A 20487-nucleotide genomic window follows, 5' to 3' on the forward strand; every position below is an offset into this window, starting at 1 on the left:
ACCTTCGCTTATGAAAGAGGCGCGATGGGTCCTGCGAAGCGCAATGCACTTTCCTGATACTAAAACCGCCTTGGCCGGACCGTCGGTCTGCGCGCCAGAAAATCGCCCCTCATGTCTTGGACCAGCGGTCGACACGGATGGTATCGACGCCGCCTGAACAAGGCCGAAGCTGTCCGGGCGGCACGTGTGCAAGGTCTCGCCGCGCCGAAAGACGCGGCGGGATCTTATTCGTCGGTGATCTCCATCTGGCCCCTGCGGGACGACTGGATCGCGATCACGGTGCAGATCACGCCCGATCCAAGATAGACGCCCGCGGCCCACAGGCCCAGCACGCTGGACATCGACAGGGCCGTCAGGGGGGCGAAGCCCGCCCCGAACATCCAGGACAGCGACGCCACCAGCGCCGAGGCGGTGTAGCGGTTCTTCTTGCCGAAGAGTGAGGCGATGACGCCAGAGCTTTGCCCGAAGCTGAGGCCCAAGAGGACGAAGCCCAGCACGATGTAGGTCGTGGCTCCCTCGCGTCCGCCGGCCAGAAGCAGCGGGCCCAGGACGGCGAACGCGCCGATCGCAAGGGCACCCAGCATCAGCAGGCGACGCCGGCCAATCTTGTCGGCGATGTAGCCCGAGGCCACGATCGACACGATGCCCGCGACGGAACCCCAGATCAGCGAATAGAGCACCGCCTCGGGGGGATCGTTCGAATAGAGGAACACCCAGGACAGCGGGAAGATCGTGACCATGTGGAACATCGCAAAGCTGGCCAAGGGCATGAAGATGCCCAGGATCATGCTTTTGCCGTCCTGCTTCAGCGTCGGGCGGATGCGCGAGGGGCGCAGTTCGCTGGAGTTCAGCATGTCGTCGAATTCGGGCGATGCCACGATCCGAAGGCGGGCGAAGAGCGCGACGACGTTGATGGCGAAGGCCACGAAGAACGGATAGCGCCAGCCCCAGTCCACGAATTCGTCCGCCGAGACGTTGATCAGCAGATAGGCATAGAGCAATGCCGCCACGGCCAGGCCGATGGGCGCCCCAAGCTGCGGAATCATCGCATAGAAGCCGCGCTTTTCGCGGCTGACCGACAGGGCCAGCAGCGACGGAAGACCGTCCCAGGTTCCGCCCAGGGCCAGGCCCTGACCGATCCGCAGCACGGCCATGATCGCGATCGCCCACCAGCCAAGCGTGTCATAGCTGGGCACAAGGCCCATCGCGACCGTCGACGTCCCAAGCAGCAGCAGCGCGGCCGTCAGCTTGCCCTTGCGCCCGACGGCGCGGTCGACGGCCATGAAGATCACCGTCCCCACGGGACGCGCGACAAAGGCCAGCGCCAGCAGCACGAAGGATGCAAGCGTCCCTTCGACCGGGTCAAGGAAGCCGAACAGGCGCGCCGGAAAGACCAGCACGCAGGCGATGGAGAACACGAAGAAGTCGAAGAACTCGGACGTGCGGCCGATGATCACGCCGACCGCGATGTCCGAGGGAGAGACGTGGTGGTCGTCCGCGTCCTGGCCGGTATTGAGCCGGGAGCCGGTGTGGGTTGACGTCGCCATGGCAAGACGCCTCCTGATAGATGCTGCATTGACGCGGGGTGCACGGCCGGAATGATCCGGGCACCCGCTCCCTTGCCCGTGGCACGGCCGGATTGGAATTGGACAAGTTGTCATAGGTCAACTTGTCCAATGTCGCCCGCCGCCCCGACGCAATACCGCCTGCCTTCAAAACCCCGTCTCGACTTTCGAAGGCGAATCACCCGGCGCGCAGACGACCGTGCCATTGACCCGGATTGATGAAGCTATGATGCGGATAATCAAGCGAGCCCCCTGGCTGATCCCCCTGATGGCGCTCTCGGCCTGCAAGGCCGAGGTCCTGGCCCCCACCGGCGACATCGCGGCCCAGCAGCGCGACCTGTTGGTCTGGGCGACGGGGATCATGCTGATCATCATCATCCCCGTGCTGGTGCTGATCGTGCTGTTCGCCTGGCGCTATCGCGCCCGGAACCGCGATGCCAGCTATGCCCCGGACTGGAGCCATTCGACCAAGCTGGAACTGGTGATCTGGGCGATCCCCGCGCTGATCATCATCGCGCTTGGCGCGATGACATGGGTGGGCACGCACCACCTGGACCCGTACCGCCCCATCCAGCGCGTCTCGGCGGACACGCCGCTGACGGACCAGACCCCGCTGGTGGTCGAGACGGTGTCGCTGGATTGGAAATGGCTGTTCATCTATCCCGAACAGGGCGTGGCCAGCGTCAACGAACTGGTCGTGCCGGTGGACCGCCCAATCGAGTTCCGCCTGACATCGTCCTCGGTCATGAACGCGTTCTACATCCCGTCGATGGCGGGGATGATCTATTCGATGCCGGGGATGGAGACGACGCTGCACGGCATCTTCAATGCCGAGGGCACGTTCCAGGGGATGGCGTCGCACTATTCCGGGGCGGGTTTCTCGGGCATGCGATTCAAGGCCCATGCCGTCACCGACGCCGACTTCGACCAGTGGGCGGCCGAGACACGCGAGGCCGGCGGAGAGCTGGACCGTGCCGAGTACCTGGACCTGGCGCGCCCCTCCGAGAACGTCGCGCCCCACCGCTATGGCGCGGTGGATGCGCAGCTGTTCCCGCGCGTGGTCAACATGTGCGTCGAGGACGGCAAGATCTGCATGGCAGAGATGATGGATTTGGACCGCCAGGGCGGCACGGGCCTGGCCGGCACCATGAACATGCAGTCGCTGGTCCAGGACCGCGTCGCGCAGCGCGGAGAGCGCGCGCCCACCCTGGGTTGGGAACCCTTCTACGTCAGCGGGTTCTGTTCGCCCGCCGAAGAGGATCTGATGCTGACGCTGCGGGCGGACCTGCCGCCGCCCCCCGTCGACGCCGCGCCCCTGCGGGGACACGGACTGGACCATCCGGGCACCGGGCTGGTCGACATGCTGCGCCGCCCCGCCCGGGTGCTGACCGGCCTGTCGCGCGACCCCGACGCCGACGAGCTCTGAGCCGAGAGACAGGATAAGAACCATGGCCACGATCGACCACAGCACGACCTTTATTCTTGGCCGTCTGAACCTCAGCGCAATTCCCCAGGATCCCATCGTCTGGGCGACCTTCGTCGTCGTCGCGATCGGCGGGGCGGGCCTCATGGCGGTGCTGACCAAGTATCGCCTGTGGGGCTATCTGTGGCACGAATGGTTCACCACCGTGGACCACAAGAAGATCGGCATCATGTACATGGTGCTGGCGCTGATCATGCTGCTGCGGGGCTTTGCCGACGCAGTGATGATGCGGCTGCAGTCGATGCTGGCCTTCAACGGGTCCGAGGGCTACCTGAACTCGCACCACTACGACCAGATCTTCACGGCGCATGGCGTCATCATGATCTTCTTCGTGGCGATGCCCTTCATCACCGGCCTGATGAACTATCTGGTGCCGCTGCAGATCGGCGCGCGCGACGTGTCCTTCCCGTTCCTGAACAACCTGTCGTTCTGGATGACGGTGGGCGGCGCGGTGATCATCATGGCCTCGCTGTTCGTGGGAGAGTTCGCGCAGACCGGCTGGCTGGCCTTTCCGCCGCTGTCGGGCATCGGCTTCAGCCCCTGGGTCGGGGTCGACTACTACATCTGGGGCCTGCAGGTGGCGGGCGTGGGAACGACGCTGTCGGGCATCAACCTGCTGGTGACCATCATCAAGATGCGTGCGCCCGGCATGGACTACATGCGCATGCCGATCTTCACCTGGACGGCGCTTTGCACGAACATCCTGATCGTGGCGTCCTTCCCGGTGCTGACGGTCACGCTGGTCCTGCTGACGCTGGACCGCTATGTCGGCACGAACTTCTTCACCAGCGATCTTGGCGGCAACGCCATGATGTACGTTAACCTGATCTGGATCTGGGGCCACCCCGAGGTCTACATCCTGATCCTGCCGCTGTTTGGTGTCTTCTCCGAGGTCACGGCGACCTTCTCGGGCAAGCGGCTGTTCGGCTATACCTCGATGGTCTATGCGACCGTCTGCATCACGGTCCTCAGCTATCTGGTCTGGCTGCACCACTTCTTCACGATGGGGTCGGGCGCCTCGGTGAACGCGTTCTTCGGCATCACCACGATGATCATCTCGGTTCCCACGGGGGCCAAGCTGTTCAACTGGATCTTCACCATGTATCGCGGCCGCATCCGGTTCGACCTGCCGATGATGTGGACGGTGGCATTCATGCTGACCTTCACCGTGGGCGGCATGACGGGTGTCCTGCTGGCCGTGCCGCCCGCGGACTTCGTGCTGCACAACTCGCTGTTCCTGGTGGCGCATTTCCACAACGTGATCATCGGCGGCGTGCTGTTCGGCCTGTTTGCGGCCATCAACTTCTGGTGGCCCAAGGCCTTCGGCTTCCAGCTGGACGTCTTCTGGGGCAAGATCAGCTTCTGGCTGTGGGTCGTGGGCTTCTGGTTCGCGTTCATGCCGCTCTACATCCTGGGCCTGATGGGCGTGACGCGGCGGATGCGCGTGTTCGACGACCCGGACCTGTGGATCTGGTTCGCGATATCCGGCCTGGGCGTCGCGATGGTCGCGGGCGGCATCGGCGCGATGCTGATGCAGTTCGGCGTCTCGATCTGGCGCCGCAAGGAGCTAGTGGACGAAAGCGGCGATCCCTGGGACGGGCGCACGCTGGAATGGGCGACCTCGTCGCCCCCGCCGGCCTACAATTTCGCCTTCACGCCGGTGGTTCACGGCCTGGACGCCTGGAACGACATGAAGCAGGTCGGCCAGACCCGCCCGCAGGGCACCTATCTGCCCATCCACATGCCCCGCAACACCGGCACGGGCGTGATCCTGGCGGGTGCTGCGACGGTCTGCGGCTTTGCGCTGGTCTGGTACATCTGGTGGCTGGCGGCGGCGTCCTTCATCGGCATGATCGCCGTGGCGATCGCCCATACCTTCAACTATGACCGCGACTTCCACATTCCGGCCGAAGAGGTTGCACGGACCGAGGCCGCGCGCGACCGCCAGCTGGCGGCGCTTGGCGCCTGATCGGAGGACATGATGACACCCGCGACCGCAACCGACGTCCAGTACTGGGACACCGAACCCCATCACCACGAGGAGGGGGCCTCGACGACCATCGGGTTCTGGATCTACCTGATGAGCGACTGCCTGATGTTCGCCGTCCTCTTCGCCGTCTTCGGCGTCCTGGGGCAAAGCTATGCTGCGGGCCCAGGCCCGCAGGCGCTGTTCGAACTGCACCTGGTCGCCATCAACACCGCCTTCCTGCTGCTGTCGTCGCTGACCTTCGGGTTCGCGATGCTGTCCACGCTGGCGGGCCGGCAGGGTCCGGCGATGATGTGGCTGGGCGCGACCCTGGTCCTGGGACTGGCCTTCCTTGCCGTCGAGATCTATGAATTCCACCACCTGATCCACCTGGGCGCAGGCCCGCAGCGGTCCGCCTTCCTGTCGTCCTTCTTCGCGCTGGTCGGCACGCACGGGCTGCACGTGGCCTTCGGCTGCCTGTGGCTGGTCACCCTGATGGTCCAGATCACCCGGCACGGGCTGACCGGAGCCAACATCCGGCGGATGACCTGCCTGTCGATGTTCTGGCACTTCCTGGACGTCATCTGGATCGGCGTCTTCACCTTCGTCTATCTGCTGGGGATGATCTGATGGCCGACACCGCACATGCCAAGACCGCAGCCCATGTCCATCACCCCGACGGCCATGACCACGGCACCTATCGGTCCTATGTCATCGGGTTCATCCTGTCGGTCGTGCTGACCGCGATCCCCTTCGGCCTGGTCATGGCCGGGGGCCTGGAAAGCCGCCTGCTGACGGCGGGGATCGTGATCGGCGCGGCGGCGATCCAGATCCTGGTGCACATGGTCTATTTCCTGCACATGAACGGCCGGTCCGACGAAGGCTGGACGATGATGGCGCTGATCTTCACCGTCGTCGTGGTGGTGATCATCCTGGCCGGGTCGCTTTGGGTCATGCACAACATGAACGCCAACATGATGCCCCAGATGAACCATGACGGCATGCCGCAGCTGTCCGGCTTCGGAACGTAACATGGCGGCGTGGCGCGGAGCGGTCCGATGGGGCATCGTGATCCCCGGCACCGTCCTGTGCCTGATCTTCCTGGCCCTGGGCGTCTGGCAGGTGCAGCGGCTGGAATGGAAGCGCGACCTGATCGCGCGCACCCAGGCCGCCGTCACCGCCGCCCCGGTGGCGGCGCCGTCCCCCCAGGCCGTGGCGGGGGACGACACGTTCGAATACCGCCGCGTCATGCTGTCCGGCCGCTACCTGCAGGCCCCGGACACGCTGGTGCGTGCCGTCACGGCCCTGGGCGCGGGCTATTGGGTGATGACGCCGTTCCAAACCGATCAGGGGTGGACCCTGCTGGTCAACCGCGGCTTCGTCGCGGCTGACGGGACCGACGACTATGCCCCCGCATCGACCGCGCCGGATCAGGTCCTGACCGGCCTGATGCGCGCCACGCAGGAGGGCGGGGCCTTCCTGCGCGACAACGATCCGCAGGCGGGGCGCTGGTTCTCGCGCGATACGCAGGCCATCGGCGCCGCCGTCGGTTTGGATTCGGTCGCGCCGTGGTTCCTGGACCTGGACCGCGGTCCGGGGCAGGGGGCGCCCATCGGGGGGCTGACGGTCGTGTCCTTCCCGAACAGCCATCTCAGCTATGCGCTGACCTGGTTCGCGATGGCGGCGGGGCTGGCCTTCCTGCTGGTCTTCATTCACCGGCCGCACGGTCGTTAGACGGTCCGTGGCATCGAACAGACCCGCGCCATCGATCGGGCGTGCGTCAGCGTTCCCGGCCCTTGGCATCGGCCACCCATGCGGCCACTGCGATCAGCCCATCAGCCCATCAGCCCATCAGCCCATCAGCCCATCAGCCGATCTGCCGCTTGGCAAGCTTGCGCGCCAGGGTGCGCCGATGCATGCCCATCCGCCGCGCGGCTTCCGAGATGTTGAAGTCGCAATCGCGCAGCGTCGACTGGATCGTCTCCCATTCCTGGGTGCGCAGGCTGGTGCGGCGTGCGGTGACCTCGACCGACGGATCGCCCGCCTCGCGGGCGAAGGCGGCCTTGATCTCGGACGTCGTGGCGGGCTTGGCCAGGTAATGGGCCGCGCCCAGCTTGATGGCCTCGACCGCGGTGGCGATGCTGGCGAACCCGGTCAGCACGACGATGCGGGGCGCGGGGTCCATGCCGGCCAGCGCCTGCACGCATTCCAGTCCGCTGCGCCCGGGCAGCTTCAGATCGACCAGCGCCAAGTCCGGGGGGCTCTGCTGCGCCAGCACGATCCCCTCGTCGGTCGATGAGGCATGGCGGACGTCATAGCCGCGGCGGGCAAAGCTTTCCGTCAGCGTCGCGGCCAGCGCGGCATCATCCTCGACGATTAGCAGGCGGCGGGTCATGCGGCGGTCTCCAATGTTGGCAGCAGCAGGGTCACCTGCGCGCCGTGCCGCAGGTTGGCAAGGCGCATCTCTCCGTTCAGGCGGCGCATGACGTTGCCCGTCAGGAACAGGCCCAGCCCGCGCCCGGCGCCGTCCTTGTCGCTCTGGAACGGCTGGCCGGGGTCGGCCAGGATGGCGTCGGGAAAACCCGGTCCGTCATCCTCGATGACCAAGACCAGCTGTTCGGCCCCCCCCGGCGACAGAGAGATGCGGATGTTGCGGCTGCCCGCCTCGGCGGCATTGTCCACCAGCTGGCGGACCGCCTGTTCCAGCATCGGATCGGCCATGATCACCGGATCGCACCGCATGTCAAAGCTGATCCGCACGGGCAGGGCCAGTCCCTCGATCGCCGCCTCCAGAAAGGCGCGCGCGCGCGTCGCCTGCGCCTCGTCCAGGCGCTCCTGGCCCGATGACAGCAGCATCTCGGACACGATCTGGCGGCATCGCGACAGTTCCCGCTGCATGACGGCGATCTTGTCGTCCAGCTCGTCCCCCTGCGGCGCGCCAAGCGTCTGCCAGTCGTCCAGGGTGACCGCAAGCGTGGTCAGGGGCGTGCCCAATTCATGCGCCGCCCCGCTGGACAGCAGCCCCAGACGGACCAGGTGATCCTCCTCCAGCATCTGCTGACGCAGGGCCTGGATCTGGGCGTCGCGGTCGCGCAGGTTCGCGGTGATGCGGGTGACGAACCAGGTCAGCAGGCTGGCTGCCAGCAGAAAGGACAGAAACATCCCCTGCAGGTGCAGGTCCAGAAAGCTGGGCCCCGCCCCGTGCCACAGATGCGGCAGCGGCAGAGGCACGCCGTTGCCGGTCAGCCAGAAATGCGCCGCGATCGTCGCCAGCAGGATCAGCGCCGCATGCCCCTGGGGAAGCAGCACGATCGCCAGGATGACCTGCAGGATGAACAGCGACACGAAGGGATTGGAGGCGCCGCCCGACAGATACAGCAGGATCGTCAGGCTGGCCACATCCATCAGCAGTTCGGCCGTCACGGTCAGGTCGGTGATCGGGTGCCCCCGGCGCAGCCGCCAGGCGGAAAACAGGTTCAGGAAGATCAGGAACCCGACCACCGGCAGCATCTGCCCCCATGGCAGCGTCGTCACGTCCAGCAGGACGACCGTTCCCCAGATCGCCAGCAGCTGTCCCGCGACCGCGATCCAGCGCATGCGGTTCAGCTGCGCCAGATTGCGCCGGGCGGCGTTCTGCGCGATGTTCGTGGGGGATTGCGTCTTCATCGGTCCTTCCGGGCAGTTCGGGGCGGATGCCGGTTATTCCCGCGGCGCTGCCTGGGGTCCGACGGGCCATCCCGCCTTCTACGACAGAACAGGGGTCGCCGAAAGCGCGCCGGTGTCGCGCCCTGGTCGGGCAAGGATCGGTCGTCGGGCGGCATTTGGCGTGATCGTCGGCGGTGCAGGCGGCGTCCTTGACGGGGTCGCGACGACTGCGATCCGGCCCGGATATCACCGGGTCGTTGCGATCGGCGGAATTCTGTGCGGTTCGCGTCGCAAGCAGGATCACCTGGCACATAGCCGATTAGCACCAACGCCTTGAGCCAGGCCGGCAGCTCGTGGAAGCATGGAAAGCAGCGCCCGCAGTCACCGCCACGGAGAAACGCTGCCTATGACGGCACGCCATCGCCGTGATGGTCGTGCAGGCAATGCGCGTGATCGCCCAGGACCTCGATGACCTTGCAGTCCGATATCGTCCCATGCGCGCATTGGGCCAGCATGCGGCTCAGCTCCTGCTGCAGGGCCTCCAGCCGGACGATCCGGTCGCGGACCGATTGCAGCTGGCGCCGCGCGACGACATCGGCGGCGGCGCAGGGCATGTCGGGACGATCCGACAGGCTCAGCAGCTCGCGGATGCTGTCCAGCGGAAAGCCAAGGTCGCGGGCGTGGCGGATGAAGGCCAGCCGCTCCTGCTGCCTGGGACCATAGAGGCGCTGGTTCCCGGTGCTGCGTTCGGGTTCGGGCAGCAGGCCGATGCTTTCGTAATAGCGGATCGTGGGCACCTTGACCCCGGTGGCCGCGCTCAATTTTCCGATGCTGAGCATGAAACACCCCTTGAAGCTCTAGTTGCTAGAGATCCTATCTTCCCGGCCACAGGACGAAAAGAGCCATGGCAGGATGCGACATGACGGATGACACGACACACCGGCGGGAATGGACCGTCACGGGCATGGATTGCGCCGGATGCACGGCCAAGGTCGTTCGCGCGGTCGAGCGGATGCCCGGCGTCCGCGCGGCCCGGGTCGCGCTGATGGCCGAACGGCTGAGCGTCGATCTGGACCCCGGCATCACCCAATCGGACCAGATCGAGGCGGTCGTCCGGGCCTTGGGTTATGGCATCGCGCCGACGGTGGCGGTCGATGACGTGCCCGAACAGGCGGTCCGCCCCGCGACGGGTGCGGAACCGTCGTGGTACCGGACGGCCAAGGGGCGGCTGGTGGTGCTGACCGGACTGCTGCTGGCGCTGGCCTGGGTCGTCGCGCTGCTGACGCCCGCGGGCGGCGGTTATGCGGCATTCGTCGCCGCCTGCCTGATCGGGGTGGCGCCCGTGGCCTGGCGCGCCATTGCGGCGCTGCGCATGGGCCAGCCCTTCACGATCGAAAGCCTGATGACCATCGCTGCGGGCGGCGCCCTGCTGATCGGCGCGGCCGAGGAGGCGGCGCTGGTCGTGTTCTTGTTCGCCGTGGGCGAGGTTCTGGAAGGCGTCGCCGCCGGCCGCGCCCGCCAGGGCATCCGCGCGCTGGCCGATCTGGTGCCCAAGACCGCGATGCTGGAGCAGTCGGGCGGGACACGCACCGTCCCCGCCGACAGCCTGACGATCGGGCAGGTGGTCCTGATCCGCCCCGGCGACCGCATCCCCGCGGATGGGGACATCATCGAGGGGACCAGCGGCATCGACGAAAGCCCCGTGACCGGCGAAAGCGTCCCGCAGACCCGTGGCGTGGGCGATGCGGTCTTTGCCGGCGCGATCAACACCCAGGCCGCGTTGCGGATGCGCGTGACGCGCGAACCCCGCGACAACACCATCGCCCGCATCATCCGCCTCGTCGAAGACGCCGAAGACGCGCGCGCCCCGACCGAGCGGTTCATCGACCGCCTCTCTCGGATCTACATGCCTGCGATCATCGCGCTGTCGGCGCTGGTGATCCTGTTGCCGCCGCTGGCCTTCGGGCAGGATTGGACCACCTGGATCTATCGCGGTCTGGCGCTGCTGCTGATCGGGTGCCCCTGCGCGCTGGTGATCTCTGTCCCCGCGTCGATCGCGTCGGCGCTGTCTGCGGGAGCGCGGCGGGGGCTGCTGATGAAGGGCGGCGCCGTGATCGAGGCGGCGGCGCGGGTGACGCATGTCGTCTTCGACAAGACCGGCACGCTGACCCGCGGGCGCCCGGTCGTGACCGACCTGATCCCGGCACCGGGCGTCGCCGAGATCGACCTGTTGTCCATCGCCGCGGGTGTCGAGGCCGGATCGGGCCACCCCCTGGCGCAGGCGATCGTTGCCCGGGCACAGGCCGCGGGCGCTCTGGTGCCCACGTCGCGGGATGCCCGTGCCTTGCCCGGGCGTGGGGCGGTGGCGACAGTCGGCGGCGCGCCCGCCTGGGTCACATCGCCCTATTACGCTGCGGAGGCGGGCGGCGTCGACCCCGCCGCCCTGTCACGCGTCATCGCGCTGGAGGAACAGGGCCGGACCGTCGTCGCGGTGTTTCGGACGGGACAGCCCTTGGGGCTGATCGCGATGCGCGACGAACCGCGTCCCGATGCGGCCGCCGCCATTCGCCAGCTGTCGGCGATGGGCCTGGGCGCGACGATGCTGACGGGCGACAACGCCCGCACCGCCGCCGCGATCGCGGGGGAAATCGGGCTGGATCATCGCGCGGGCATGCTGCCCGAGGACAAGCTGACCGCGATCCGTGCGATGAACCGCCAGGGCGGCGTGATGATGGTCGGCGACGGTATCAACGACGCCCCGGCGCTGAAGGAGGCCCGCGTCGGCATCGCGATGGGATCGGGGTCCGATGTCGCGCTGGAGACGGCAGACGGCGCGATGCTGCGCGACCATGTCACCGATGCGCCGGCGATCATACGGCTGGCGCGGGCGACGATGGGCAACATCCGCCAGAACGTTGCCTTGGCGCTTGGGCTCAAGGCGGTGTTCCTGGTCACGACGGTCATGGGCGTCACCGGGCTGTGGATTGCCATCCTGGCCGATACCGGCGCGACGGTGCTGGTCACGCTGAACGCCCTGCGCCTGCTGGCCTTCGATCCGACGCGCGAGGCCTGACGCGGTCAGCGCCCGGCCAACGCGCGGGATTCCGCACGGATGCGGATCGTCAGCACGCAGGCGTTCAGGATGGTGAAGAGGGCCGCGACCCCCCAAAGGCCCAGGGCCATCGGCGCCACGATGATCTCGGCGATGACGACGGCATAGTTCGGGTGCGACATCCAGCGATAGGGCCCGCGTGCCACCAGCGGCGCGTCCAGCACGATGATGCGGGTGGTCCAGCGCGGCCCCAGGCTGACCAGCACCCAGATCCGCAGACCCTGCAGGACCACGAAGGCGGCAAGCCATCCGGGGTGGACTGGGTTGGACCATCCCCAGATGCAGATGGCCGCCAGCCAGGCTGCGTGCATCGCGACGATCAATGGATAGTGACTTGCTCCGTGTTCGACCGCCCCCTGCGCCAGCAGGCGGCGGGTGTTGCGCCGGGCGACAAGCAGTTCGGCCCCGCGCTGCAGCAGCAGGAAGGCGATGAAGGCCAGGGACGCGGCGTGATGCTCCATCCTACTGCACCGTGATCGGCAGGACCGACAGCGTGAAGCCCGGCCCAAGCGCCATGGCCAGCAGCGATCCGCGCGTGCCCGCGCGCAGCACCTGTTCCAGGACGAACAGGACGGTCGGGGCGGACATGTTGCCGTTCTGCGCCAGGACCCGGCGTTCGACGTCCAGCGACCCCTCCGGCAGGGACAGCGTGGTCTCCAGCGCGGTGATGACCTTGGCGCCGCCCGGGTGGCAGACATGGCGGTCGACCGGGTGATCCGGGATCAGGCCGTCCAGCGCCGTCCGCAATTCCGCTTCGGCAAAGCTGGGGATCGATCGGTCGAAGACGACGCCCAGGCCGTTTTCCTCGACCGTCCAGCCCATGATGCCCAAGGTGTCGGGCCACATGTGCTGGCGGCCCCGTCCGATCCGGGGGCGCGCATCGTCGGCCGCGTCACCCGCGCGCAGGACGACCGCCGCGGCCCCGTCGCCGAACAGGGCGGTGGCGATGATGTCGGCCTTGGCCAGCCGGTCCAGGCGAAAGAGGACGGTGCAGGTCTCGACCGCGACCATCAGGACCACGGCGCCGGGGCGGGCGGTCGCCAGGTCGGCGGCGATGGACAGACCCGACACGCCCCCCGCGCAGCCCAGGCCAAAGACCGGCACGCGCATCGCATCGGCCCGAAAGCCCAGGTCGCGCGCGGTCAGTGCCTCCAGCGTCGGCGTCACGATCCCGGTCGAGGACACGGTGACGATGATGTCCACCTGGTCCGCCCGCAGCCCCGCCTGGTCCAGCGCCAGCCCGGCCGCGACGCGAAACAGTGCCGCGGCCCCTTCGGCATAGGCGCGGGTGCGGTCGACCCAGCCATGGGGCTGCCGGAACCAGTCCAGCGGCACGACGGAATGCCGCGTGTCGATGCCGGCGTTCTGGAACGCCGGGGCAAGCCGGTCGAACTGAGAGAAGCGCGATTGCAGCAAGGCGCGCGACTCCGTCACGATATCGTCCTGGCGCAGCAGGTTGGGCGGGACGGCGGTGCCGATGGACAGCAGCCGGGGTCGATCGTCTTCGGTCCAGGGGGTCATGCGGGTCCTGTCGTCGGGGTTTCGGGCACGACCAAAGCGGACAGGCGCACCAGGGATGCAGCGGGTTCATCCATGCAACGCGCAAGGGGCGCGAAAGGTACCCGGCCCGCGTGCATGGCGGGCCGGGGGCAGGGGCTAGCGCAGGACGTAGTCGACCTGCGATCCGTCCTCGGCCGCAAAGCGGACATGGACCAGCGTCGCGCCTGCGTACCACAGGTCGCGGTTCAGCCCGCCGCGCAGCGCGTAATGCGTGGCAGCGACCGTGCCCGAGCCGGTGGCCACGTTTTCCGTGCCCAGGTTGCTGACGCTGATCGGGTCGGTGCTGCCGTCGATGGTGTTCAGCACCGCCTGCGACCGGACCATGTCGGCGTTCCACAGGCTGGCCGGGATCAGCGAGGTCGCACCGACCCGGATGTCATGCGGCGTGCCGTTGTCATCCGTGCGCGAGGCCAGGCCGGCCAGCTGGCCGCCACGCCAGGTCTCGGTGCTGGTCTGGGAAAAGCGATAGGCGGCGACGCCGATCACCGGGACCTTGACCTTGACGTCGGTGGCGATGTCCACGGTGAGGTCGTCGCCCGATCCGCGGAAGGTGACGACATAGTCGCCGATGTCGCGGTCCTTGCGGATCACGTCGAAGGCCAGGCGCCCCGATGCGGGGACACTGGCGCCGGGGGATGCCATGGCGGCAGGCGCCAGGGCCAGCGCGGTCAGCAGCGACAGAAGGCGGGTCATGCGAGGTTTCATGTCAGATCGTTCCCATGCCGATGAACAGGTTGCGGTTCGCATCCGCGATGGCGCGGCGGCCATGCATGACGCGGGTGTTGTCCAGGATGGCGATGTCGCCGTCCTGCCAGTTGATCTCGTGCGTGACCTCCTCGGCCAGGGCGCGGATCTGCTCGATCTCATCCGGGGTCACCTCGGTGCCGTCAGCCATCGCATAGCGCGGCGGCTGATAGTTGTGCGACGGACCCAGGACGGCATTGGCAAAGCCGCGCGTCTCTCCGCCCAGGGCCGAGGGACGCACCGGGTCCAGCGTCAGGCGATAGGTGAGCGAGCCGTCCGGGTGCAGGGCAAAGTCCTGATCCGGGATCGCCGCCTTGAACTGCAGGACGTGTTCCATCGTGACCTTCGCCGGGTCCGAGATGGCGGGGTGCTCGTTCGCAAGATAGCGCTTCCACAGCGCCTCGGGCAGGACGCGTTCGACGGTCATGCGCTGCGACCAGCGGGCCTTGAGTGCATCGTCGAACCGGTCCCAGACCGCGCGCCCGTCGCAGAGGGTGGTCTGCGACCCCTCGAAGGCGGCGGTCTGCGCGAAGAAGGTCACGATGTCGGGGCAGCGGGGCGTGTTGCCGTTCTCGATATGCAGGCCGATGGGGCCCAGCCCCGCATCGACCATCTGCGTCGTGTCCGTGGTATGGCTGCGCGCCGGATCGAAGGTCACGCGGCGGCAGAGCGTCGTCACCACGCCCGAGAACGCCTCCATGTCGGGCTGAAAGCCGCGCAGCAGCGTCCAGCCGTCACGGGCCAGGTCCTCGCGGATGGTGGCCAGCAGGCCCGGATCGGCCAGGCCGCCCGGATGGTCGCGGTGGCGCAGGATGTTGTAGCTCATGGGGATCCTCATCACTTGGGAAGGGTCGCGGCGGCGATGACCGCCGGGTCGCGGGCCAGGCGCATCAGCGCCCGGTCGATCAGGCCGGGGCGCAGGCGTTGGAGGGCCACGAACAACCGCTCGCGCGAGGCGGGCATCTGTTCGCGCCGGCGCGCCGCGATGGCGTGCCAGGCATGGGCCGCGACGGCGTCCGGGCTGTCCAGGGTCATCGCCATCGGCCCGATCAGCGCGTCGAAGCCCTGCGCCGCATCGGTCCGCGTCGCGCGCGGCGCCAGATAGGTGACGGCGATGCCGCGCGGGGCCAGCTCGCGCCGCAGCGCGTCCGACCAGCCCCGCAGCGCGAACTTGGACGCGGAGTAGAGGGCAAAATACGGAAACCCGATGTCGCCGAAGACCGACCCCACGTTCACGACCTGCCCCCGGCTGGCCGTCAGCGCGCCCAAGAGGTCGCGGGTCAGCGCCATGGGCGCGGCTAGGTTCAGCGCCAGCGTGGCCGCGATCTGCGCGTCGTCGGCGGTGTCGGCGGTGCCCGAGGGCACCATGCCCGCATTGTTGATCAGGATGTCCAGACCGGTCCCCGCCACCGCCTGCGCGATGCTGGCGCGCCCGTAGGAGGTGGTGACATCGGCGGGCAGGACCTGCGCGTCGCGCAGCCCCGCCGCGGTCTGTTCCAGCGGTCCTGCGCGGCGGCCGACCAGGATCACGCAATGGCCTTGGCGGTCGGCCTGGACGGCCAGCGCCCGGCCGATGCCCGACCCGGCGCCGGTGATCAGGACCCTCAAGCCGCCACCTCTGCATTGGCCGCCGCGGAACCGGGCAGCGGCACCAGCAGCGCCCCCGGACAGCGGGCGATGCGCGCGGCCACCTGCCGGTCGGCGGTGCCCGAGGCGCGGATCAGCCCGGCCTCGCGCGGGTCGGCGAAGACCAGCGTGTCGGGGCGGGCATAGTCGGGCAGGGCGGCCAGCCGCGCCGCCAGCGCCGCCATGTCCGGGCTGCCCGTGGCGGCCAGGACCAGCATCAGCCGGTCGTCCCCGGTCAGGATCAGGGCGGCCGCCGGGATGGCCGGATCGGCCAGGGCCGCGGCCTCGACCCATTCGGGCGCGATGTTGCGCCCCGAGGCGCGCAGGATCATCGCGTCGCGCCGACCCAGCACCGTCAGCCGCCCATTCGTCAGCCGGCCCAGATCGCCGGTCCGCCACGGCCCGCGATGGGGTGCATGGCCCAGATAGCCCGACATAATGGCGGGGCCGTCGACCACGATCTCTCCATCCTCGATGCGCAGGTCCACGCCGTCCAGGGGCAGCATCGCGGTGCCGCCTGCCGGCGTCATGGCCACGACCGATGACGCCTCGGACAGGCCATAGCCCTCAGCCACGGGCAGGCCCAAGGCGCGGGCCTCGGCCAGAAGGACCGGAGAGACCGGCGCACCCCCGACCGCGATATAGCGCAGGCTGTCCGGCGCGCGGGCGCCCTGCCGCAGGGCCGCGACCCACAGCGTCAGCTGGCGCGGGGCCAGCACGGTCACGGTCGGGCGGCAGGTTGCGGCCGCGCGCGCCAAGGCGGTGCCGTCGCCGGTGAACAGGCAGGCCGCGCCCTCGGCCGCGATGACGGTTTCGGCGCCGATCAGCACCGGCACGAAGATGCCGCAGATCTGTTCCAGCAGCTGCGCCTGGGGCAGGACGGACAGATAGCGGTCCCGGGGCGTGGCCCCGATGGCCGCCGCCAACGCTCGGGTCTGGGCGGTCAGCTGGCGGTCGCCCAGCACCACGCCCTTGGGCCGCCCCGTCGTCCCGGAGGTATAGATCACCCGATCCGCCCCCCCGGCATAGGCCAGCGGCCGCGCGGCGTCGGGTCGCGGCAGGCGGTCGATCAGCGTGGCGCCGGAATCGGCCAGCAGGTGATCGACCTGCCCGGCGGAAAAGAAGCCCGGCACCGGCACCACGCGGCACCCGGCCAAAGTCGCGGCCAGATCGGCGATGACATAGTCCAGCCCGACAAGGCGCAGACCGACCGTCCGGGGCCCGCCCGCGAAACCGGCGGCCGCATGACCGACGGCACGGGCAAGGCCCGCCCAGCTGATCGTGCGGTCACCGTCACGGAACGCGATGGCGTCGGGCCGCTGGCGGGCATGGCGGGCGAGGGCGTCGAAGATCGGGATCATCGGGGGGAGACCTTGCTGAAGCTGCGGGAGGGGCGGGGCATGAAGCGCAGCGGTTCGGATCGTTCGACCAGCGCGCAGACCCAGGGGTTCGTGTCGTAGTAGCGGCCCCAGCAGGCCGCATCGGGCAGGCATTCCGCCCGCGCCGGTGCCAGCGCCAGCAGCGGCACGCCGGTCCGCTGCAGCATCGCGACCAGGGCGGTAGTCGCCGTGAACAGGCCCCAGCTTTTGCCCTGCAGGCGGCCCTCGGCGGCGATGGCCTCGATCAGGGGCAGCGTGGCGATGGGGCGGGGGCAGGCCATCGACACGACCTCCAGGATGTCGTCGTCGTGAACCGCACGGCCGCTGCGTTCAGACAGCAGCAGCGCCACCGGCCGGTCCAGATAGACCTGTGAAAAAAACCCCGCCGCCGCATCGCGCAGGCCCGCCGCCCCCAGCACCGCGCCCGAGGCCGACCGCGCCACCGCCAGGGGAACCGCGGGCAGGGTCATGCGGGCGTCGAAGGCGTCATGGAAATGGCCTTCGATCATCAGGGCCGCGGCCTGCCAGCCGGGGTCCAGGGGCTGCAGGATCTGCATGTGCATGGCGTGGTCGGACAGGTGGCGCAGTGCATGCATGGTGGGGCCTTTGCGTGGTTCGTGCCCCTGATCTGACGGGCAAAGCTTGCAGCAGGCTTACAGACAGGGAAGCCATCATCACGACGCCGTGAGGCGCTCTTTTCCATTGATCCGGGCCCCCCGTCCCGCCATGTCTTGGCGGAACGAAGGGAAATCGGATGCGTGTGCTGCTGATCGAAGACGAGGCCGACATCGCAGATGCGCTGGTCCGGTACCTGCGGGCGCAGGGTCATGCGGTCGATCACGCACCGGACCTGGATATCGCGCGCGCGGCCTTGGAGGTTGCGGGCTTTGACGCGATCCTGCTGGACTTGGCGCTGCCGGACGGGTCCGGGCTGGTGCTTCTGCGCGAACAGCGCCATCGCGGCAACCGCGTGCCGGTGATCATCGCCACCGCGCGCGACCAGATCACCGAACGCATCGCCGGGCTAGATGCGGGCGCGGACGATTACGTCGTCAAACCCTATGACCTGGCCGAGATCGAGGCGCGTCTGCGCGCCAATGCCCGCCGTGCATCGGGCGATCCGGCGACGGAAAGCCGGCTCGGCGGGCTGCGGGTGGACCGCGCCGGAGCCCGCCTGTTCAAGGACGAGACCGAGATCCGCCTGACCTCGCGCGAATGGGCGCTGTTCGACGCACTGCTGTCCGCGCGGGGCAGGGTGCTGTCCAAGCAGGCGCTGGAGGATCGCCTCTATGCCTTCGACGACGCCATCGAGGGGAACGCGGTCGAAGTCTATGTCTCGCGGCTGCGGGGCAAGCTGGGGGCCGATGCGATCCAGACGCGGCGCGGCCTGGGATACCTGATCCCGTGACGCGGCCCTGGTCCCTGCGCGGCAGGCTGGTGCGCCGGGTCGTGCTGGGGGCCTGCGCCGCGTGGCTGGCGGGGGTGGCGCTGGCCGCGACGGTGATCTCTCACGAGATGTCCGAGCTGATGGATGACAGCCTGGAGGCATCGGCCCGCCTGTCGCTGTCGCTGTACCGTGGCGCGGGTCAGGTCGGGACACTGGCCCCGGGCGACAGCGCGATCCGCATCATTGACGGAGGCGTGGCGGTGACCGACGCGCCCTGGGCGCCGGTCACCGCCGATGGCGGCCAGGACCTGCCCGGCTGGCGGGTGTTCCGCCTGGCCGATCCGGCGGGCGATCTGGTCGTCGAGGTCGGCCACACAACCGCCTGGCGCCGCGACGAGCTGCGCGAAAGCCTGACCTGGCTGGTGGGGTTGATGCTGCCGGTGCTGCTGGCCGCAGCCTTGGCGATCCGCGGGGCGGTCGGGTCTGCGCTGCGGCCCGCGACGCGCTTCGCGGGCGAATTGCGGCGGCGATCGGCCCAGGATCTGTCCCCCGTCGCGACCCCGGACCTGCCGATCGAACTGGACCCGATCGCGCAGGCGCTGAACGGCTATCTGGACACGATCCGCGCCCGGATCGATGCGGAACGCCAGTTCGCCACCAACGCCGCGCACGAGTTGCGCACGCCCATCTCCGCCGCGTCCGGCCAGGCGCAGCTGATCGCGGCGGGGCTGGCCGACGACGCGGCGGCCGGGCGGCTGGCGGGCGCGCTTTCCCGCATGGGCCACCTGGTCGAACGCCTGCTGCAGCTGTCGCGGGCGGAGGCAGGGGCAATGGGCGCGGGCCCGTGCGACCTGATCCGCGTGGCGCGGATGGTCATTGACGACATCGGCCAGCCGGTGATGTTCGACGACGGAGAGACGACGCAGGCCCCGGTGGCCGTCGATCCCGACGCGCTGGCGCTGATCCTGCGTAACCTGTTGCGCAACGCGGTCGACCACGGGACGGGGGACCTGCGGGTGCTGATTTCGGCGGGGCCGGCGTTGACGGTCAGCAATGCGGTCGGGCCGGGCGCGGCCTTTCGCCATGCGACCTTCGACAAGGGCGCGGGGTCGCAGGGTGCCGGGCTGGGCCTGGCCATCGTGACGCGCATGGCCGCGGCCCACGGGATTGCGGTGCGCTATGCGATGACCGACGCGCGCGCCCGCGTCACGCTGGATTTCGGGCCGGGGCCGGATGCCTGACGCCGCGCCCGGCGATGCGCATCAAGCGACCTTTTGTCTTTTGCGCGGGTCGGGCATATGCTGGCCCGATGGATCAGGGACAGACAGTGCAACAGCAGGATGAGGACGATCAGGGGTCGGTGACCCCCGATCCCGCGGGCCCCATGCCCCCTGCACTGAAAAGCGACACGCGGCAGACCAACTGGCGCCGCGCCAACCTGCTGAAATACAGCGCCCATCTGGCGGTGCAGCGGGCGCTGGCCTCGGGGCAGCTGCAAAAGCGGCCCTGCGAGGTCTGCGGCGCAGAGACGGTCGATGCCCATCACGACCACTATGACCAGCCGCTGGCGGTGCGCTGGCTGTGCCGCACCCATCACGTCAAGCTGCACCATTACGGCGAGGACATGTTCCCCATCGGCAACACGCCCCGGGACCAGGACTGAGAGACGGCCCCGCAGCGGCCCCGCGGTCCCGTCCGGGGCGTCCCAAAGTCCCCGGCTCCCGGGCCGCGGCCGTCAACAGGCGTCATAGGCCAGATACTTGCCCGGCATCTCCCGCTTGACGCGGTCGCCCTTGGGGTTGATCTCTCGGATCACGGACATCTCGAAGTCGATGGCGGACATGATGCCAGTGCCGAACTTCTCCTCGATCAGCGCCTTGATGGTGGGTCCATAGACGCCCACGATCTCGTACAGGTATAGAGGCAGAGGTCCGTTGGCACCGCTTGGCTCCAGATCTTGGTGGGCGGTTCGGACAGCAGGTCGGCCGCATCGGCGGGCAGGTCCAGCGCCGTGACCAGT

21 protein-coding genes are annotated in these 20487 nt (G+C 68.7%); 9 read left to right on the forward strand and 12 right to left on the reverse strand.

The genetic code is table 11. From position 1 onward, the window contains the following. Positions 1-224: 224 nt before the first annotated feature. Positions 225-1547 carry an MFS transporter gene (locus tag PRL19_RS09480; protein ID WP_217844672.1) on the reverse strand — a complete coding sequence of 441 codons (1323 nt, stop codon included), beginning with the start codon at positions 1545-1547 and terminating at the stop codon, positions 225-227. A gap of 244 nt (positions 1548-1791) precedes the next feature. On the opposite strand from PRL19_RS09480, the gene cyoA reads away from it, so the two are divergent. The 5 genes from cyoA to PRL19_RS09505 are packed head-to-tail and all read left to right on the forward strand — an operon-like array spanning position 1792 to position 6748. After that, the gene (cyoA, locus tag PRL19_RS09485) at positions 1792-2991 is read left to right on the forward strand and encodes a ubiquinol oxidase subunit II (RefSeq protein ID WP_273742760.1); all 1200 of its coding nucleotides are present in this window, start codon (positions 1792-1794) and stop codon (positions 2989-2991) included. 22 nt (positions 2992-3013) lie between these two features. Further along, positions 3014-5017 carry a cytochrome o ubiquinol oxidase subunit I gene (gene cyoB / locus PRL19_RS09490; protein ID WP_273742761.1) on the forward strand — a complete coding sequence of 668 codons (2004 nt, stop codon included), beginning with the start codon at positions 3014-3016 and terminating at the stop codon, positions 5015-5017. A gap of 9 nt (positions 5018-5026) precedes the next feature. Beyond that, entirely contained in the window at positions 5027-5644 is a 618-nt protein-coding gene (gene cyoC, locus PRL19_RS09495) for a cytochrome o ubiquinol oxidase subunit III (RefSeq protein ID WP_046000909.1), read from the forward strand. Next, entirely contained in the window at positions 5644-6045 is a 402-nt protein-coding gene (gene cyoD, locus PRL19_RS09500; RefSeq protein WP_139597635.1) for a cytochrome o ubiquinol oxidase subunit IV, read from the forward strand. Before cyoC ends, cyoD begins: the two co-directional genes overlap by 1 nt. 1 nt (position 6046) lies before the next feature. Further along, positions 6047-6748 (forward strand): SURF1 family protein, encoded by a 702-nt coding sequence (locus PRL19_RS09505; protein ID WP_273742762.1) that lies wholly within the window; start codon positions 6047-6049, stop codon positions 6746-6748. Positions 6749-6881: 133 nt separating this feature from the next. Here PRL19_RS09505 and PRL19_RS09510 read toward each other — a convergent pair whose 3' ends face one another. From PRL19_RS09510 to PRL19_RS09520, 3 genes are all read right to left on the reverse strand, one after another. Beyond that, positions 6882-7409, reverse strand: a complete 528-nt coding sequence (locus tag PRL19_RS09510) for a response regulator transcription factor (RefSeq protein WP_273742764.1) — start codon at positions 7407-7409, stop codon at positions 6882-6884. Then, positions 7406-8680 (reverse strand): ATP-binding protein, encoded by a 1275-nt coding sequence (locus PRL19_RS09515; protein ID WP_273742765.1) that lies wholly within the window; start codon positions 8678-8680, stop codon positions 7406-7408. The genes PRL19_RS09510 and PRL19_RS09515 overlap by 4 nt, the downstream gene beginning before the upstream one ends. Before the next feature lie 383 nt (positions 8681-9063). Then, positions 9064-9498 (reverse strand): MerR family transcriptional regulator, encoded by a 435-nt coding sequence (locus PRL19_RS09520; RefSeq protein ID WP_273742766.1) that lies wholly within the window; start codon positions 9496-9498, stop codon positions 9064-9066. An 80-nt stretch (positions 9499-9578) separates the two neighbouring features. On the opposite strand from PRL19_RS09520, the gene PRL19_RS09525 reads away from it, so the two are divergent. After that, the gene (locus PRL19_RS09525; RefSeq protein ID WP_273742767.1) at positions 9579-11732 is read left to right on the forward strand and encodes a heavy metal translocating P-type ATPase; all 2154 of its coding nucleotides are present in this window, start codon (positions 9579-9581) and stop codon (positions 11730-11732) included. 5 nt (positions 11733-11737) lie between these two features. Here PRL19_RS09525 and PRL19_RS09530 read toward each other — a convergent pair whose 3' ends face one another. The 7 genes from PRL19_RS09530 to PRL19_RS09560 form a co-directional block, all read right to left on the reverse strand. Further along, positions 11738-12232: an isoprenylcysteine carboxyl methyltransferase family protein gene (locus tag PRL19_RS09530; RefSeq protein WP_273742768.1), complete on the reverse strand. Its 495-nt coding sequence runs from the start codon at positions 12230-12232 to the stop codon at positions 11738-11740. Position 12233: 1 nt separating this feature from the next. Continuing rightward, a complete protein-coding gene (locus tag PRL19_RS09535; protein ID WP_273742769.1) occupies positions 12234-13292 on the reverse strand; it encodes a type III polyketide synthase in 1059 nt (352 codons plus the stop codon). Between the two features lie 135 nt (positions 13293-13427). Then, the gene (locus tag PRL19_RS09540) at positions 13428-14024 is read right to left on the reverse strand and encodes a DUF6134 family protein (protein ID WP_273742770.1); all 597 of its coding nucleotides are present in this window, start codon (positions 14022-14024) and stop codon (positions 13428-13430) included. A gap of 13 nt (positions 14025-14037) precedes the next feature. Next, on the reverse strand, positions 14038-14901 hold the full coding sequence (locus tag PRL19_RS09545; protein ID WP_273742771.1) for a TauD/TfdA family dioxygenase: 864 nt from the start codon (positions 14899-14901) through the stop codon (positions 14038-14040). Positions 14902-14912: 11 nt separating this feature from the next. Further along, complete coding sequence (locus tag PRL19_RS09550; RefSeq protein ID WP_273742772.1) at positions 14913-15683, reverse strand: SDR family NAD(P)-dependent oxidoreductase; 771 nt, start codon at positions 15681-15683, stop codon at positions 14913-14915. After that, a complete protein-coding gene (locus PRL19_RS09555; protein ID WP_273742773.1) occupies positions 15680-17062 on the reverse strand; it encodes an AMP-binding protein in 1383 nt (460 codons plus the stop codon). Before PRL19_RS09555 ends, PRL19_RS09550 begins: the two co-directional genes overlap by 4 nt. Then, positions 17059-17676 (reverse strand): thermostable hemolysin, encoded by a 618-nt coding sequence (locus tag PRL19_RS09560; RefSeq protein WP_273742774.1) that lies wholly within the window; start codon positions 17674-17676, stop codon positions 17059-17061. The genes PRL19_RS09555 and PRL19_RS09560 overlap by 4 nt, the downstream gene beginning before the upstream one ends. 158 nt (positions 17677-17834) lie before the next feature. Between PRL19_RS09560 and PRL19_RS09565 the strand changes: the two genes are divergently transcribed. The 3 genes from PRL19_RS09565 (at position 17835) to PRL19_RS09575 (ending at position 20130) form a co-directional block, all read left to right on the forward strand. Further along, positions 17835-18488 (forward strand): response regulator transcription factor, encoded by a 654-nt coding sequence (locus PRL19_RS09565; RefSeq protein WP_273742775.1) that lies wholly within the window; start codon positions 17835-17837, stop codon positions 18486-18488. Beyond that, the gene (locus tag PRL19_RS09570) at positions 18485-19708 is read left to right on the forward strand and encodes a sensor histidine kinase (RefSeq protein ID WP_273742776.1); all 1224 of its coding nucleotides are present in this window, start codon (positions 18485-18487) and stop codon (positions 19706-19708) included. Before PRL19_RS09565 ends, PRL19_RS09570 begins: the two co-directional genes overlap by 4 nt. 86 nt (positions 19709-19794) lie before the next feature. After that, positions 19795-20130 (forward strand): hypothetical protein, encoded by a 336-nt coding sequence (locus PRL19_RS09575; RefSeq protein WP_273742777.1) that lies wholly within the window; start codon positions 19795-19797, stop codon positions 20128-20130. A gap of 72 nt (positions 20131-20202) precedes the next feature. On the opposite strand, the gene PRL19_RS09580 is transcribed toward PRL19_RS09575, so the two are convergent. Beyond that, positions 20203-20370: a cyanase gene (locus PRL19_RS09580; RefSeq protein WP_273742778.1), complete on the reverse strand. Its 168-nt coding sequence runs from the start codon at positions 20368-20370 to the stop codon at positions 20203-20205. Positions 20371-20487 lie beyond the last annotated feature (117 nt).

Source organism: Paracoccus marcusii, from assembly GCF_028621715.1.
Classification (GTDB): Bacteria; Pseudomonadota; Alphaproteobacteria; order Rhodobacterales; family Rhodobacteraceae; genus Paracoccus; species Paracoccus marcusii.